At 43.7% G+C, this 17720-nt stretch carries 11 protein-coding genes; 2 read left to right on the forward strand and 9 right to left on the reverse strand.

All coding sequences use genetic code 11. The features are described 5' to 3' along the window. Positions 1 to 18: 18 nt before the first annotated feature. Positions 19 to 741, reverse strand: coding sequence for a cytochrome b/b6 domain-containing protein (locus E2I05_RS00600; RefSeq protein ID WP_121854561.1), 723 nt, complete (start codon positions 739 to 741; stop codon positions 19 to 21). Positions 742 to 1181: 440 nt separating this feature from the next. On the opposite strand from E2I05_RS00600, the gene E2I05_RS00605 reads away from it, so the two are divergent. Next, a complete protein-coding gene (locus tag E2I05_RS00605; RefSeq protein WP_121854562.1) occupies positions 1182 to 1430 on the forward strand; it encodes a type 2 periplasmic-binding domain-containing protein in 249 nt (82 codons plus the stop codon). Between the two features lie 799 nt (positions 1431 to 2229). After that, positions 2230 to 3303 (forward strand): hypothetical protein, encoded by a 1074-nt coding sequence (locus E2I05_RS00610; protein WP_121854563.1) that lies wholly within the window; start codon positions 2230 to 2232, stop codon positions 3301 to 3303. Positions 3304 to 3559: 256 nt separating this feature from the next. Here the strand turns inward: E2I05_RS00610 and tuf are convergent, their stop codons facing one another. The 8 genes from tuf to rplJ all read right to left on the reverse strand — a co-directional run bounded on the left by tuf (position 3560) and on the right by rplJ (position 17633). Further along, entirely contained in the window at positions 3560 to 4744 is a 1185-nt protein-coding gene (tuf, locus tag E2I05_RS00615) for an elongation factor Tu (RefSeq protein ID WP_133309412.1), read from the reverse strand. Between the two features lie 81 nt (positions 4745 to 4825). Further along, positions 4826 to 6922: an elongation factor G gene (gene fusA / locus E2I05_RS00620; RefSeq protein ID WP_121853755.1), complete on the reverse strand. Its 2097-nt coding sequence runs from the start codon at positions 6920 to 6922 to the stop codon at positions 4826 to 4828. A 77-nt stretch (positions 6923 to 6999) separates the two neighbouring features. Next, on the reverse strand, positions 7000 to 7470 hold the full coding sequence (rpsG, locus tag E2I05_RS00625) for a 30S ribosomal protein S7 (RefSeq protein WP_121853754.1): 471 nt from the start codon (positions 7468 to 7470) through the stop codon (positions 7000 to 7002). A gap of 81 nt (positions 7471 to 7551) precedes the next feature. Next, entirely contained in the window at positions 7552 to 7926 is a 375-nt protein-coding gene (gene rpsL, locus E2I05_RS00630; protein ID WP_121853753.1) for a 30S ribosomal protein S12, read from the reverse strand. A 215-nt stretch (positions 7927 to 8141) separates the two neighbouring features. Continuing rightward, positions 8142 to 12350: a DNA-directed RNA polymerase subunit beta' gene (gene rpoC, locus E2I05_RS00635; protein ID WP_121853752.1), complete on the reverse strand. Its 4209-nt coding sequence runs from the start codon at positions 12348 to 12350 to the stop codon at positions 8142 to 8144. An 83-nt stretch (positions 12351 to 12433) separates the two neighbouring features. After that, complete coding sequence (gene rpoB, locus E2I05_RS00640; RefSeq protein ID WP_121853751.1) at positions 12434 to 16465, reverse strand: DNA-directed RNA polymerase subunit beta; 4032 nt, start codon at positions 16463 to 16465, stop codon at positions 12434 to 12436. Between the two features lie 244 nt (positions 16466 to 16709). Next, positions 16710 to 17078 carry a 50S ribosomal protein L7/L12 gene (gene rplL / locus E2I05_RS00645; RefSeq protein ID WP_121853750.1) on the reverse strand — a complete coding sequence of 123 codons (369 nt, stop codon included), beginning with the start codon at positions 17076 to 17078 and terminating at the stop codon, positions 16710 to 16712. Positions 17079 to 17132: 54 nt separating this feature from the next. Next, positions 17133 to 17633, reverse strand: coding sequence for a 50S ribosomal protein L10 (rplJ, locus tag E2I05_RS00650; RefSeq protein WP_121853749.1), 501 nt, complete (start codon positions 17631 to 17633; stop codon positions 17133 to 17135). Positions 17634 to 17720 lie beyond the last annotated feature (87 nt).

Consider the following 17720-nt stretch of genomic DNA (forward strand, 5'->3'; position numbering starts at 1 on the left):
CTGATTTTTTCAGGGTTATCATTCATCCTCGGCTTTTCCAATTATCCATTTTTTGCCTGAAACCATTGCTGAAATCACTCCTGGCTGGAGTGATATTTCTGTCTTAATGACGCCGATGATATGGAGGGCAATCATAATTAACAGTACATAAACACTGTATAAATGTATTTTCCCAATGACAGATTTATAAGGCTTAAGTTGAGCAATAGCTTGTTGATCTACAAGGGTCTCATCATAAGGTTTAATGGCTGTTGGTTCATAGTCATCCTTTACTATCCATTTTTGGAAAATACCGCCCAATGGAGGGTAATAAATATCAGTACCCGCACGAATTAATCCTGTGACCATTACAATGATCATTAATATAAACATAATGATGACGGCGATTTTACCCAGTGGGTTATGTCCAAGGTATTGTGGTTTTTGTTGCGCCGTAATTTGAGATTGATATTGAATGATATCTTTAATTGGAGCGCGACCTAAGCGCAGAGTTGGATGTATACAACCAAAGCAACCCCACACTAACCTCACGATTAAATTGAGTGCGAACCCGTAGCCTAAAACTACATGGAGCGTTTTGAGCGCAATTTTAGCTTCAAGCCCATGGATCCCCAATGCGGATTTATTCAACATGACTAAGCCAACAAAAGTCAGGGTTAAAATAAACAATACATTTAACCAATGAAAAATTCTTCTGGGACTATCCCATACGTGATGGACAGTGAAATGCGCTTTAGCCACTTGATGACTCCAGTATCACGATTAACGATATTACAAGTAATAGTGTAGGCTTGTTTACCTTAATTTGAGGTTAACAAGATAACTAAATGAGAGATTTATTAGGGTCTGTTGATCTTTCAGGATTAAATTTTGTGCTATTTGAGCATTTATCTGTTCAAGGCGTGAGCAGTGATGCTTAGCCATCTAAGTGAGCTGGTCACAACACAAAACAGTGAATGCTCAAAAGCATCGAAAAAAGAGAGAGCGTAAATTGGTCGCTCTTTCTAAATCAAAGGTGCTGCGTTATCGTTTTCTTATTTGGAAACGAAGTAACGACAGTTTTGTATGTCGATAATAACCAAACCTCACAAACTCTGCCTTGCATAAAATAACCAATTTATCGCTGCAAAAACAATCACGAAAGATCAACAGACCCTAGTCTTTAATTCAATGTATTGGTATTGCTCTCTCACATTGATGATAGCAATATCATTTATCCATCGAGTCATTTTAGTGATATGGCTGGCGACGTCGCCGAAGGGCTCGGATTAGGAGTTGTGGCAACAAATTTGGCTGTCGAAAAACAATTGGTGGAAACTCCTTTTCAAATAAGCGGCCATACTGAGCATTTATGGTTTATTTACCACAGGGATTTACGTAGTAGCAATAAGGTTGCTGCGTTATATCAATGTCATAAAGAGCACTTTTGATTCACACGTATTGAATAGATTATTAACGACTTTAAGGTGAGATTAGAAATAAATTCTCTTTGAGCTTGAGTTAATGAGGAAGCTATCATGTCGGCTGCTTCATGAGCTGACATAAAGCTCTCTGTCGGATAATACCAATTACAGTAATTAACTTTCCACTCAGCAAGAGCTAAAGGATTTCAGTACAAGGCGCAAGTTTGAAGTACTATCGGGATAATTCAAAACTTGTAACGTAGTAATGGAATCCTTTAGCCTTTCCCTTCGGGAGCTTGTATGTGTCCAAATTACTACGCAAAACTGTCTCAACGTAGCAATGTAATAACGACAGTTTTGTATGTCGGTAATAACTATGTCTTCATCAATTTCACTTGTACTTTGAACACATACATAGCTCTGAGCTGGGAATTTAATTACTGTAATTGGTATAATCATCATCGGCAGAGTCCAAAAGCCAGTGTTCATTCGAGCAGGGTACAAGGCAATCACTTTCATTAAGGGATCTAGCGATTTAGAAAGTACCAATCTTTGTCATACCAGCGAAGGCAGGTATCTAGTGGCTTTTATAGAAAAAAGCAAGGCACTAGACTACCGATATACAAAACTGTCGATACTTCGTTTCCAGCCTGCGCTGGAGTGACGAGAACTCATCGGTATAATTGAGAGTAATAACAGATAGTACATTGGCCCAATAACATATAAACAATATTAAAATTGGTTAATAAACAGAGTTTATATTTGTGAGGTAACAGCTTGAAGTGTAAGCTTATAATTCGTTAGAACTACTCGTGGGGGTGATACCATGGCTTTAGTTGCAAAGTATACTGCTAATGCTGTGTATGACAATCCTCGCCGCTTTCAGAAGATGCTTGACCCTAATATTAAGAAAGCTACAGCATTAGGGTTAAAAGATTGGTTAATCGACGTTATCTTCCGCAAGGGTTCAAAGGCACAAGCACTGAAAGAATTGCATCATATTATGCATAGTACACCAGCGGATGATCTCCCTGTACAGCCTCCCGTTTGTGGCGAACAGGCAGAAGTCTCTCCAATGGAAAATATTCGACATCATTCTCTTGTCAGGACAACTGAAACACCATTGCTGATGACCTATGGAAAATATACGGCGTTTCAAAATCTCAGAAAGCACTTAAAAACAGGCGTTGATCCTAAAGTGTGTGATATCAGTGTGGATAAACTCAGCGGTACGATTACATACTCAATCGCCGGTCGAGAACTGTGTTGTGAATATATATCAGATTTACTGAGATCGGTGAAACGCGATGGTCGGGATTATTTTGCTAACTACGGTCAGGAAGTTATCGATTTCATTGATTTGAACAAAGAAATGTTGAATGAAATGAGGATTAAAGAAGGAAAAAAAACAATTAAAAGCGCTGCCGAGGTTGGTGCGGATGAACTACTTGATGTGAGTATTATTCATTTTAAAAAGTCAGAAGAAGCAAACGAACTTGTTGAATTATTAAAGCAACTTGGCATTGGTGAAGAAGAGCTTTCAACCACTGTTTTTGATACGTGGGTGACGTCCGGTGATCCAGAGGCCTTGAAGAAATACAATTACACTACTTTTGTTACCGTTTCTAGAATTTCGCAGAAAGAAGCTTCACAACAACCTGAGCCAGAAGAAAGTTTTTCAAGAAAAAGGGCTACGATAAATCTTGCTAGATCGTTATCACAAAGTGTTAAAAGGTCAATTAGAAGTTCAAACCGTTTTATTAGAATGATGTCTCAATCCAATGAGTCGCAAGAAAAAGTAGCATCAGTTACAGAGAGCCTTCGGCTCTGGAAACACACTATGTCTCAATCGGGCAGGCATATACATCCTGCGACCCACATACCGCGACCTTCGAGGTGAAATTAACATATTCATTAAGAAGAATGACTCTAGATCTTGAAACGTAAACTTCACCTACTTGGTGCTATGTTGAATCTACCCATTAATAGCACCAGTATGCCCGCCATTTATGCATTTTCTTAACATCATTCGGAGCTCGAAAGGGAGTTTTATTAAGGAGAGATCAGGTTGCTCAGTGAACAATGAATAAAAACAAAAAAGACCGCCTAAGCGGTCTTTTTCAGTATTGAGCTGATGTATCGTAATTAATCAGAGATTAAGCAACGATTTTAGCTACAACACCAGCACCAACAGTACGGCCACCTTCACGGATAGCGAAGCGTAAACCTTCGTCCATCGCGATTGGAGCAATCAAAGTAACAACCATTTGTACGTTGTCACCAGGCATTACCATCTCAACACCTTCTGGCAATTCGATAGTACCTGTCACGTCAGTTGTACGGAAGTAGAACTGTGGACGGTAGCCTTTGAAGAATGGAGTGTGACGTCCGCCTTCTTCTTTTGACAATACATAGATTTCTGATTCGAAAGTCGTATGTGGAGTGATTGAACCAGGCTGTGCCAATACTTGACCACGCTCAACTTCATCACGCTTAGTACCACGTAGTAGTACACCACAGTTTTCGCCAGCACGACCTTCGTCAAGCAGCTTACGGAACATTTCAACACCAGTACAAGTGGTTGAAGTCGTATCTTTGATACCAACGATTTCTACTTCGTCACCCACTTTAATGATACCGCGCTCAACTCGACCTGTAACAACAGTACCACGGCCTTGAATTGAGAACACATCTTCAATTGGAAGAATGAATGCACCGTCAATAGCACGCTCTGGCTCTGGGATGTAAGTGTCTAATGCGTTAGCAAGTTCAAGAATTTTCTCTTCCCACTGTGCTTCACCGTTAAGTGCACCTAATGCAGAACCTTGGATAACTGGTAGGTCATCACCTGGGAATTCGTATTCAGATAGAAGTTCACGAACTTCCATTTCTACTAGCTCTAGAAGCTCTTCATCGTCAACCATGTCACATTTGTTCATGAATACGATGATGAATGGTACACCAACCTGACGTGAAAGCAGGATGTGCTCACGTGTTTGTGGCATAGGGCCATCTGTAGAAGCTACTACTAGGATTGCGCCGTCCATCTGTGCCGCACCAGTAATCATGTTTTTAACATAATCCGCGTGACCTGGGCAGTCTACGTGTGCGTAGTGACGAGTTTCAGTGTCATACTCGATGTGAGAAGTATTAATCGTAATACCACGCTCACGCTCTTCTGGAGCATTATCGATTTGTGCGAAATCTTTAACGTCACCACCGAAAGCTTTGGTTAAAACGTGTGAGATCGCTGCAGTTAGAGTAGTTTTACCATGGTCAACGTGACCAATTGTACCTACGTTAACATGGGGTTTACTACGTTCAAATTTTTCTTTAGCCACAATAATTTCCTTTCTTTTCAAGATGTCCAGTATGTACTGGACTGCTCAAGTCATAATCTATAGTTGGAACTCAATAGGCGCTTAGCCACGAGCTTCCATCATCGCCTTGGCAATGTTTTGCGGTGCATCAGAGTACTTCAAAAACTCCATAGAGTATGAAGCTCGCCCTTGAGACGCAGAACGCAAATCAGTTGCATAACCAAACATTTCAGATAGAGGGACTATTGACCGAATGATTTTAACGCCGGCAAAACCGTCGTCCATTCCCTCAATCAGACCGCGGCGACGGTTTAAGTCGCCGACTACGTCACCCATATAATCTTCTGGGGTAGTCACTTCTACTTTCATGCAGGGTTCGAGCAACACAGGATCCGCTTGTTCCGCACCCTGTCTGAAGCCCATCGAACCAGCAATCTTGAACGCCATTTCATTCGAGTCTACATCATGGTATGAGCCATCGAATAGAGTGACCTTCACGTCCAACACAGGGAAGCCGGCGATAACTCCGCTCTTCATCTGCTCTTGGATTCCTTTGTCAACGGAGGAGATGTATTCACGAGGGACTACACCACCTACTATTTCGTCAACGAATTCATAACCTAAACCCGGTTCAAGGGGTTCAAGTTTTAACCAAACATGGCCATATTGTCCACGCCCGCCTGATTGGCGGATAAACTTGCCTTCCACTTTTGTCGAACTGCGAATGGTTTCGCGATAAGCCACTTGAGGTTTACCTACGTTACAATCAACGCTAAACTCACGACGCATGCGATCGACAATAATGTCTAAGTGTAATTCACCCATGCCTGAAATCAGAGTTTGCCCTGATTCATCGTCAGTTTCAACACGGAAAGATGGGTCTTCTGCAGCTAATTTTTGAAGCGCAATACCCATCTTATCTTGATCGGCCTGTGAACGAGGTTCAACAGCAATGGTGATCACTGGATCTGGGAAGTCCATACGTTCCAAAATCACTTTATGATTTCCGTCGCACAGGGTATCACCGGTGGTGACCTCTTTAAGGCCAATTGCTGCTGCAATATCACCAGCACGAACTTCGGAAAGTTCGGTACGGTCATTGGCATGCATTTGCACCATACGGCCAATACGCTCCCGCTTCTGCTTTACGGGATTGTAAACGGTTGAACCTGAAGATAGTATCCCGGAATAAACACGGATAAAGGTTAATGTACCAACAAAAGGGTCGGTAGCAATTTTAAATGCGAGTGCAGAAAATGGTTCATTGTCGTCAGGATGACGCTCAACTTCATTTTCTTTCTCATCAATACCTTTAATGGCAGGCACATCAATCGGTGACGGAAGAAAATCGACAACAGCATCTAATACGGCTTGTACGCCTTTATTTTTAAATGCGCTGCCACAGGTTGCCAATACTATTTCGTTATCAATGGTTCTCTGGCGTAAAGCTTGTCTAATTTCAGCTTCGGATAACTCACCTTCTTCAAGGTACTTATCCATTAATTCTTCTGAAGCTTCAGCCGCTGAATCAAGCATGTATTCATGCATTTCAGCCGCTTTATCTGCATATTCTGAAGGAATGTCTTCGTAGGTGAATGTGACACCTTGATCCGCTTCACTCCAATTAATGGCTTTCATCTTGATTAAATCAATGACGCCTTTGAAGTGTTCTTCGCTGCCCATATTTAAATGAATAGGCACACAGTTGGCACCTAAGCGATTGCGTATTTGATCGATAACACTTTCGAAGTCTGCACCAGCGCGATCCATTTTATTCACAAATACTAATCGTGGAACCGCGTATTTGTCAGCTTGACGCCACACAGTTTCTGATTGTGGCTCAACGCCAGAAGCACCACAAAATACGACTACGGCACCATCAAGGACGCGCAATGAGCGTTCAACTTCAATAGTGAAATCAACGTGACCTGGTGTGTCAATGATATTAATACGATGCTGAGGGAATTGTGCGTTCATGCCCGGCCAAAAGGTGGTCACGGCGGCTGAAGTGATGGTAATACCACGCTCTTGTTCTTGCACCATCCAATCGGTTGTTGCTGCACCATCGTGCACCTCACCAATTTTATGTGATAATCCGGTGTAAAATAGAACACGTTCGGTGGTAGTGGTCTTACCTGCATCTACGTGAGCGCAAATACCGATATTACGATACCGCTCAATAGGAGTGTTACGTGCCACGAAAATACCCTCTTTGCTGAATTTTTAGTTTCAGCTAAATAAAAATGTGCGCGGATCCGAAGATCCGCGCTAAGCAATTACCAGCGGTAATGAGCAAACGCTTTGTTTGCTTCTGCCATACGATGCACGTCTTCGCGCTTCTTAACAGCAGTGCCTTTATTGTCTGATGCGTCTTGCAACTCACCAGCTAAACGTAAAGCCATAGATTTTTCACCACGCTTACGTGCTGCTTCAACTAACCAACGCATTGCTAAGGCATTACGACGGACAGGGCGCACTTCACATGGTACTTGGTACGTTGAACCACCAACGCGACGAGATTTAACTTCGACGGCTGGGCGAACATTGTCCAATGCTGCTTCAAGGATAACTAGATGTTCTTCGCTTTTCTTTTCAGCGACAACATCAAGTGCTTGATAGATGATTTTTTCTGCAGTCGACTTTTTGCCGTCTTGCATAATGACGTTGATGAACTTAGCCAACAACTCACTGTGAAACTTTGGATCTGGTAGGATTTTACGTTGTCCTACAACGCGACGTCTTGGCATATTAATTCTCCGTATGCTTCAGGTTTTTCCAAAACTGGAATAACAATTTTACTAGCTTGGCCTTACTAACTTAACGGAAAGTTAAGACTTAGGACGCTTAGCACCGTACTTAGAACGGCCTTGGCGACGTGCAGTTACACCAGAGCAATCTAATGCACCGCGAATAGTGTGATAACGCACACCTGGTAAATCTTTAACACGACCACCGCGGATCAAAATCACGCTGTGCTCTTGTAAGTTGTGGCCTTCACCGCCGATGTATGAAGTCACTTCAAAACCGTTGGTAAGACGAACACGCGCTACTTTACGTAGTGCTGAGTTAGGTTTTTTAGGTGTTGTTGTGTACACACGTGTACAAACACCACGTTTCTGTGGGCACGCTTCCAACGCAGGCACGTTAGTCTTATCGACTTTAGGTGCGCGTGGCTTACGTACCAACTGGTTTACAGTTGCCATGTCTAGCTCCGTTTCAGCCGAGTAAACTCAGCGAATAAGGTGTGAAAAATCTATATCCCACTACTGTGGGACGCGGAATTTTAGAAAGCAAATGCCGAACTGTCAAGAAATAGACAGTTTTTATCCAAAATTCTTCTACAAACTCTTTTTAAAAACAAAGGCAAAAGGCGCGTGAAACGCCTTTACCTAAGGAAAGTTTGTAATATTACTCTTTTCTAGCTGCCCGCTAGATTCAACAGATCCGCAAGGTTCTGTTCAGCTTCGCTTGCAGAAATCGGTGCTGGTTCAGCCACTTCTTCTGTTTGCTTCGCTTCATTACGCTTAACGTGATACGAGTAACCGGTACCTGCTGGGATCAGACGACCAACAATTACGTTTTCTTTCAGACCACGTAATGGATCGCTCTTACCGCCAACTGCAGCCTCAGTAAGTACACGTGTTGTTTCTTGGAACGATGCCGCTGAGATGAAGGACTCAGTTGCAAGCGATGCCTTGGTAATACCTAATAAGTCTCTTTCGAAGCTTGCTGGTACTTTACCTTGAGCAATGAGCTCACGGTTAGCAATCTTAACGCGAGCGACTTCAGCTTGCTCACCTTCTAGGAACTCACTATCACCTGAAGTAGTAATAATACACTTACGCAGCATTTGGCGAATGATCACCTCAATGTGCTTATCGTTAATTTTTACACCTTGCAGACGGTAAACGTCTTGCACTTCGTTGGTGATGTAATTCGCCACATGATGAATACCACGTAAACGCAGAATGTCATGAGCTGCTTCTGGTCCGTCAGCAATAACCTCACCACGTTCGACTTTTTCACCTTCGAACACGTTCAAGTTACGCCATTTAGGGATCATCTCTTCATAGGCATCGCCACCATCAGCAGGCGTGATCACAAGACGACGCTTACCTTTAGTTTCTTTACCGAATGAAATAGTACCCGTGATTTCAGCAAGAATAGCTGGCTCTTTCGGTCTACGTGCCTCAAACAAGTCAGCAACACGTGGTAGACCACCGGTAATATCACGAGTTTTCGAAGACTCTTGTGGGATACGTGCTAACGCGTCACCAACGTTGATATCAGAGTTATCTTCTAGGTTTACAATCGCGTTACCTGGTAAGAAGTATTGTGCAACCACGTCTGTACCTGGGATCATCAAATCGTTGCCGTCGGCATCAACAAGACGAACCATTGGACGCAACTCTTTACCAGCACTGCTACGTTGAGCGACATCCATCACAACGATTGACGACAGACCCGTTAATTCGTCAGTTTGACGTGTCATAGTAACACCATCAATCATATCAACGAATTTCATCTTACCCGCCACCTCAGAGATGATTGGGTGAGTATGTGGATCCCAGTTCGCAATGATTGCGCCAGAAGTCACAGCTTTGTCTTCATGAGCTTCTAAAATTGTACCGTATGGTACTTTATAACGCTCTTTTTCACGACCAAGCTCATCGATTATCGCCAGTTCAGATGAACGAGATACGATAACAAGCTTATCTTCACTGTTGGTTACGTGCTTCGCATTATGCAGCTTCAATGTACCCGCGTTTTTCACTTGTACGTTGTTTTCTGCTGATGCTCTCGATGCCGCACCACCAATGTGGAAGGTACGCATGGTAAGCTGTGTTCCAGGCTCACCAATTGACTGAGCAGCAACAACACCGATTGACTCACCGTGGTTAATGATGTGGCCACGAGCCAAATCACGACCATAACAGTTCGCACAAACACCGAAGTCTGTTTCACAAGAAATTACTGAACGAACGATAACTTCATCGACAGAGTTTTCTTCTAGCGTGTCACACCAAGCTTCGTCTAATAGCGTGTTGCGTGGTGCTAGGACTTTCTCAGTGCCAGGATAGAAGACATCTTGTGCAACTACACGACCCAGTACACGTTCACGTAGCGGCTCAACAACATCACCACCTTCAATCAACGGCTTCATTGTGAGACCTTCGTAGGTGCCACAGTCATCTTCAATAACAACAAGATCTTGTGCAACGTCAACAAGACGACGAGTCAAGTAACCTGAGTTTGCTGTTTTCAATGCCGTATCGGCCAAACCTTTACGCGCACCGTGAGTTGAGATGAAGTACTGGAGTACGTTCAGACCTTCACGGAAGTTCGCCACAATCGGCGTTTCGATGATTGAACCATCTGGTTTTGCCATCAAACCACGCATACCAGCAAGCTGACGGATCTGAGCGGCACTACCACGAGCGCCTGAATCAGCCATCATGTAGATGCTGTTGAATGACGCTTGTTTCTCTTCTTCACCGTCACGGTTGATGACAGTTTCAGATGACAAGTTGTCCATCATCGCTTTCGATACTTGCTCGTTAGTACGTGCCCAGATATCGATAACTTTGTTGTAACGTTCACCCGCGGTAACAAGACCAGATTGGAACTGCTCTTGAATTTCGCGAACTTCAGCTTCGGCGTCAGCAACTAAGGTGTACTTCTCATCAGGGATGACCATGTCATCAATACCAACAGAAGCACCTGATTTGGTTGCAAAACGGAAACCGGCATACATGAGTTGGTCAGCGAAAATTACAGAGTCTTTTAGACCAAGTTGACGGTAACAAGTGTTGAGAAGCTTAGAGATCTGCTTCTTACCCATGTTCTGGTTAACGAGATCGTACGACAAGCCTTTCGGTAGTAATTGTGATAACAATGCACGACCAACTGTTGTATCGACGATACGAGTCGTTTCAGTGGCTTCACCGTCCGTTGAAACTTCAGTTTCAGTGATACGGACTTTAACGCGTGAATGCAGTTCAACCGCACCTGTTGCGTAAGCTTTTTCCACTTCATCTGTTGACATGAAGGCCATACCTTCACCTTTACCGTTAATTTTTTCACGGCTGGTGTAGTACAGACCCAATACCACGTCTTGAGACGGAGTGATCACTGGCTCACCGTTTGCTGGTGACAAAATGTTGTTGGTTGACATCATTAAGGCGCGAGCTTCTAACTGAGCTTCAAGCGTTAATGGAACGTGAACCGCCATTTGGTCACCATCGAAGTCAGCGTTGTAGGCCGCACAAACGAGTGGGTGTAATTGAATTGCTTTACCTTCAATTAGTACTGGTTCAAAGGCTTGAATACCCAGTCTGTGAAGTGTTGGTGCACGGTTAAGTAGCACTGGATGTTCACGAATCACTTCGTCTAGAACGTCCCATACTTCGCCAACTTCGCGCTCAACCATTTTCTTAGCGGCTTTAATCGTTGTCGCTAAGCCACGGCCTTCTAATTTGCCGTAGATGAATGGCTTGAATAGCTCAAGTGCCATTTTCTTAGGCAGACCACATTGATGCAGGCGCAAAGTAGGACCTACGGTAATTACCGAACGGCCTGAATAGTCAACACGCTTACCAAGTAAGTTCTGACGGAAACGACCTTGTTTACCTTTGATCATGTCAGCCAAAGATTTAAGCGGACGTTTATTTGAACCGGTAATTGCACGACCACGACGGCCGTTATCAAGCAATGCATCAACAGACTCTTGCAACATACGCTTTTCGTTACGTACGATGATGTCTGGAGCAGCAAGATCTAACAAACGCTTCAAGCGGTTGTTACGGTTAATCACGCGGCGGTATAAATCGTTCAAATCTGAAGTCGCGAATCGACCACCGTCCAAGGGTACTAAAGGACGTAAATCAGGTGGAAGAACCGGTAGTACTTTTAAGATCATCCACTCTGGTTTATTACCAGATGTGTGGAATGCTTCAAGTAATTTCAGGCGCTTTGTGACTTTCTTACGACGGGTTTCAGAGTTGATAGATGGCAACTCTTCGCGCATCATTTCAATTTCTTTTTCAACGTCAATCGCGCGAAGTAAATCAAGCACGGCTTCCGCACCCATTTTCGCTTCGAATTCGTCACCAAATTCTTCTAATGAATCGAGGTACGCTTCTTCCGTCAACATTTGACCCTGTTCAAGGGTTGTCATGCCAGCTTCAGTAACCACGTATGATTCAAAATACAATACGCGCTCAATATCACGTAATGTCATGTCCATCATCAAGCCGATGCGAGATGGTAGCGATTTTAAGAACCAAATGTGGGCAACTGGGCTTGCCAGTTCAATGTGACCCATACGCTCACGACGTACTTTAGTCTGGGTAACCTCTACGCCACACTTTTCACAAATAACACCACGGTGCTTAAGACGCTTGTACTTACCGCACAAACATTCGTAATCTTTTACTGGACCGAAAATACGCGCACAGAACAAGCCTTCACGTTCTGGCTTGAAAGTACGGTAGTTAATGGTTTCTGGCTTTTTAACTTCACCAAACGACCAAGAGCGGACCAAGTCAGGTGACGCTAGGCCAATCTTGATACCTTCAAACTCTTCGGTTTTGCTCTGCTGTTTCAGAAACTTTAATAAATCTTTCACGTTTCTCTCCTGAAGGAGTTAAATCGGGTGCCCCGGTTTAACAGGGCACCATTCATTGAGCCAAACGAGGCTATTGCCTGCGCTTAAAGCTGATCTAACTCGATGTTAATACCGAGTGAACGGATTTCCTTCAGTAATACGTTGAAGGACTCAGGCATACCTGGTTGCATCTGATGGTTGCCGTCAACAATGTTCTTATACATCTGAGTACGACCATTGACGTCATCTGATTTCACGGTAAGCATTTCTTGAAGCGTATAAGCGGCACCATATGCTTCTAGTGCCCATACTTCCATCTCACCGAAACGCTGTCCACCAAACTGTGCTTTACCACCCAGCGGCTGCTGAGTAACTAAGCTGTATGATCCGGTAGAACGGGCGTGCATCTTGTCATCAACCAAGTGGTTCAGTTTCAGCATGTACATGTAACCAACGGTTACACGACGCTCAAATTCATCACCGGTACGACCATCAAATATTCTTAATTGACCAGATTCTGGTAAATCAGCCAAGGCAAGCATTTGCTTGATTTCTTTCTCTTTAGCACCATCAAATGCTGGAGTAGCAATCGGCAAACCACCTTTTAGGTTTTTCGCTAAGCGCATGACTTCGTGATCTGAGAAGCTGTCTATGTCCACTTTCTGTTGGACTTCGTCGCCTAACTCATAAACCTGCTTGATATAACCACGAACTTCAGCCATCTCACGTTGCTCTTCTAACATGTCAGCAATCTTGTTACCAACACCTTTAGCAGCCGCACCCATGTGAACTTCAAGAACCTGACCGATGTTCATACGAGATGGTACACCAAGCGGGTTCAGTACGATGTCGACAGGATTACCTTTCTCATCGTATGGCATGTCTTCAACAGGACAGATCTTCGAGATAACACCTTTGTTACCATGACGACCCGCCATCTTATCACCAGGCTGAATCGTACGTTTCACTGCTAAGTAAACCTTAACAATTCGAAGTACGCCAGGTGCTAAGTCATCACCTTTGGTGATTTTACGACGTTTAAGATCAAACTTCTTATCGAAGTCAGCTTTAAGCTCTTCGTGTTGCTCAGCCAATTGCTCAAGTTCAGTCTGCTTACTCTCATCATTGATGATTTGCATTAAGTAGTCTTTACGACTCATTGCATCAAGCTTTTCTTCACTGAAGCCTGCGCTTAGAAGTAAATGACGAGCACGATGTAATACACCTTCTTCAAGGGTCTTGAACTCTTCACTTAAGTCTTTACGTGCTTGAGCAACGTGCATCTCTTCAATTTCAACAGCACGCTTGTCTTTTTCAACGCCGTCACGGGTAAATACCTGAACGTCGATGATAGTACCTTTTACTGAGTTCGGTACGCGCAGTGAACTGTCTTTAACGTCAGAGGCTTTTTCACCAAAGATAGCCCGCAATAGCTTTTCTTCTGGAGTGAGCTGAGTTTCACCTTTAGGTGTCACTTTACCCACTAGAATGTCGCCGCCTTTAACTTCAGCACCGATATAAACGATACCTGATTCATCCAGCTTAGACAGAGCAGATTCACCAACGTTTGGAATGTCAGCTGTGATCTCTTCGCTACCCAACTTAGTATCACGAGCGATACATGAAAGCTCTTGAATGTGGATAGTGGTGAAACGGTCTTCTTGCGCAACGCGCTCAGAAATAAGGATTGAATCCTCAAAGTTATATCCGTTCCAAGGCATGAAGGCGATACGCATGTTTTGACCAAGCGCTAAGTCACCTAAATCCGTTGAAGGACCATCGGCGAGTACATCACCGCGAACCACTGGATCACCAACGAAACAGCAAGGACGTTGATTAATACAAGTATTTTGGTTTGAACGGGTGTATTTAGTCAGATTGTAGATATCAATACCAGCTTCACCTGGTTTCAACTCTGCTTCATTGACTTTAACGACAATCCGGCTTGCATCAACATACTCAATGACACCGCCACGATTTGCAGAAACAACAACACCTGAATCGACAGCCAATGTGCGTTCAATACCTGTACCGACAAGTGGCTTTTCAGCGACTAGCGTAGGTACAGCTTGACGTTGCATGTTAGCACCCATCAATGCACGGTTCGCATCATCGTGTTCTAGGAATGGAATCAAAGACGCCGCAACCGAAATAATCTGTTGTGGTGAAACATCCATATACTGAACATCAGCCGCTGGCATGAACGTTGATTCACCACGGTGACGAACAGCAATTTGCTCTTCAACCATACGGCCATCAGCATCGACTTCAGCGTTCGCCTGTGCAATGACATAGCGACCTTCTTCAATGGCAGATAAGTATTCAACTTCATCAGTAATGATGCTATCAACTACTTTACGGTATGGAGTTTCCAAGAAACCGTATGAGTTAGTGCGTGCAAATGACGCTAACGAGTTGATCAGACCAATGTTTGGTCCTTCAGGCGTTTCGATTGGACATAGACGACCGTAGTGAGTCGGATGTACATCTCGAACTTCGAAACCAGCACGTTCACGAGTCAAACCACCTGGGCCAAGTGCAGAAATACGGCGCTTGTGCGTCACTTCGGAAAGCGGGTTGTTTTGATCCATAAACTGAGACAACTGTGAAGAACCAAAGAATTCTTTCACAGCCGCAGAAATTGGCTTAGCGTTGATCAAATCTTGTGGCATGAGTTCATTCAAGTCACCGAGACTTAAACGCTCACGTACCGCGCGTTCAACACGTACAAGACCAACACGGAATTGGTTTTCAGCCATTTCACCGACGCTACGAATACGACGGTTACCTAAGTGATCGATATCATCGACTTCATCGTTACCATTACGGATTTCGATGATTTTCTGCATAACAGCAACGATATCTTCTTTAGATAACGTGCCTTTACCTTGATCTTCCGCGATGCTAAGACGACGGTTGAACTTCATACGACCGACTTTAGACAGGTCATAACGCTCTTCACTGAAGAACAAGTTCTGGAATAAGGTTTCTGCAGCTTCTTTGGTTGGCGGCTCACCAGGACGCATCATGCGGTAAATTTCTACCAATGCTTCCAAACGGTTTGTCGTAGGGTCAAGACGTAGAGTATCTGCAATGTATGCGCCGTTATCCAGCTCATTCATAAACAAGGTTTCTACTTTCTTGATGCCAGCCAATGACAGATTTGCAAGGCCTTCAAGACTGAGTTCAGAATTTGCGGAAACAAGTACTTCGCCTGTATCTGGGTCGATATAGTCTTGTGCTGCATACTTACCCACGATGTACTCTACAGGTACTTCGATTTGGGTCGTATTAGTCTTACCAAGTTGACGAATATGACGTGCAGTAATACGGCGACCCGCTTCTACTAATATATCGCCTGTTGCATCTTTTATGTCGAAACTCGCTGTTTCACCACGTAGGCGCTCAGGATCGAGATCCATGACCAAAGAGTCTTTCTTAACGGTAAACGTGATGCGGTCAAAGAAGATGTCTAAGATTTCTTGAGTAGAGTACTCAAGGGCACGCAGTATGATAGTCGCAGGCAATTTACGGCGACGGTCAATACGGACGAATAGGGCATCTTTTGGATCGAATTCGAAATCTAACCATGAACCACGGTAAGGAATAACACGTGCGTTATAAAGCACCTTACCAGAAGAGTGGGTTTTACCACGGTCGTGATCGAAGAATACACCAGGGCTACGGTGTAACTGAGAAACAATAACACGCTCAGTGCCGTTAATAACGAACGTCCCGTTACCAGTCATCAGTGGGATATCACCCATGTAGACATCTTGCTCTTTAATGTCTTTGACTGTACCAGCAGCGGCTTCACGATCGTATAACACCATACGCAATTTAACGCGTAAAGGTGCTGAATATGTAACACCACGAATTTGACATTCTTTTACATCAAATTCAGGTTCGCCCAGCTTATAACTAACGTACTGCAGCTCAGAATAACCTGAGAAGCTTTTGATGGGAAAAACGCTACGGAATGCGGCTTCGAAACCACGTTCACCAGTTGGATCTTGATCGGTGAATTTCTTGAAAGAGTCTAATTGAATAGACAACAAGTACGGAATGTCCAAAACTTTCGGACGTTTACCGAAGTCTTTGCGAATACGCTTCTTTTCAGAATAGGAGTAAACCATGGGTTTCCTCTGTGTGCAGATGTGACCAAGACTGAATGATGACATTATTGTCATAACTCAGCACGTTTGCCCATCACCGTTGATAGCACGAACCTAACCAGTAATCTCTGTTAGGCACTGCAAAATCAGGCGACAAACGGTGACAAAAAATTCGCCAGCGCATAAAGCGCAAAAAAGGCCAACGGTTAAAAAACCGTCAGCCTCCACTCAATACTAGATTGAGTGAGTAAGTCTAATAAATAGCTTACTTGATTTCTACAGCAGCGCCAGCAGCTTCTAGATCTTTAACTAGAGCTTCAGCTTCTTCTTTAGAAATACCTTCTTTAACTGCAACTGGTGCAGATTCAGCCATACCTTTAGCTTCTTTCAGGCCAAGACCTGTAGCGCCACGTAGAGCTTTAATTACAGCAACTTTGTTGTCACCGTGAGAAGTAAGAACTACGTCGAATTCTGTTTTCTCTTCAGCAGCAGCACCTTCGCCAGCGCCACCAGCAACAACAGCAGCTGCAGCAGATACGCCGAACTTTTCTTCCATTGCTTCGATTAGTTCAACAACTTCCATTACAGACATTTCTGCAAAGGCTTCTAAGATTTGGTCTTTAGTGATAGACATAAGAAATATTTCCTATTGTTCTGAATTCAATTTTATTAAGCAGCAAGCTTAAAATTAAGCTGCTTCTTCTTTTTGATCGCGTAGAGCGGCCAGTGTACGTACCATTTTGCCAGCAGATGCTTCTTTTAGAGTCATCATCAACTGTGCTAATGCTTCTTCGTACGTTGGTAGTTTCGCTAAACGATCAATTTCAGTTGCAGGGATGAAATCCCCTTCGAAAGCTGCACCTTTCACTTCGAATGCTTCTTGCTCTTTAGCGAAGTCTTTTAAAAGACGCGCTGCAGCACCTGGGTGCTCGTTAGAGAAAGCAATCAAAGTTGGACCAGTAAATACGTCAGCTAGGCACTCATAATCAGTACCAGCTACTGCACGACGCGCTAATGTGTTACGTACTACACGTACATAAACACCATTTTCGCGAGCAGTTTTACGCAAACTTGTCATAGAACCTACAGTTACGCCACGTGAATCAGCAACAACTGCAGAAAGTGCACCTTTGGCAACTTCGTTGACTTCAGCAACAATCGCTTGTTTGTCTTCGAGTCTTAATGCCATTGGCTTTACTCCTGGATTCTACCTAGGATCTCTCCTAGTGTTTACCATGCTAAATATATTGTATTTAGCTACTTAAGGTGCAGATTT

Origin of the sequence: Parashewanella spongiae (assembly GCF_004358345.1) — a bacterium.
Taxonomy (GTDB): domain Bacteria; phylum Pseudomonadota; class Gammaproteobacteria; order Enterobacterales; family Shewanellaceae; genus Parashewanella; species Parashewanella spongiae.

What these genes read in the sequence shown, in the direction of transcription:
- E2I05_RS00610 (WP_121854563.1), top strand. Translation starts at nt 2,230, where the DNA reads ATGGCTTTAGTTGCAAAGTATACTGCTAATGCTGTGTATGACAATCCT.
- rpsG (WP_121853754.1), bottom strand. Translation starts at nt 7,470, where the DNA reads ATGCCAAGACGTCGCGTTGTAGGACAACGTAAAATCCTACCAGATCCA.
- rpsL (WP_121853753.1), bottom strand. Translation starts at nt 7,926, where the DNA reads ATGGCAACTGTAAACCAGTTGGTACGTAAGCCACGCGCACCTAAAGTC.
- rpoB (WP_121853751.1), bottom strand. Translation starts at nt 16,465, where the DNA reads ATGGTTTACTCCTATTCTGAAAAGAAGCGTATTCGCAAAGACTTCGGT.
- rplL (WP_121853750.1), bottom strand. Translation starts at nt 17,078, where the DNA reads ATGTCTATCACTAAAGACCAAATCTTAGAAGCCTTTGCAGAAATGTCT.
- rplJ (WP_121853749.1), bottom strand. Translation starts at nt 17,633, where the DNA reads ATGGCATTAAGACTCGAAGACAAACAAGCGATTGTTGCTGAAGTCAAC.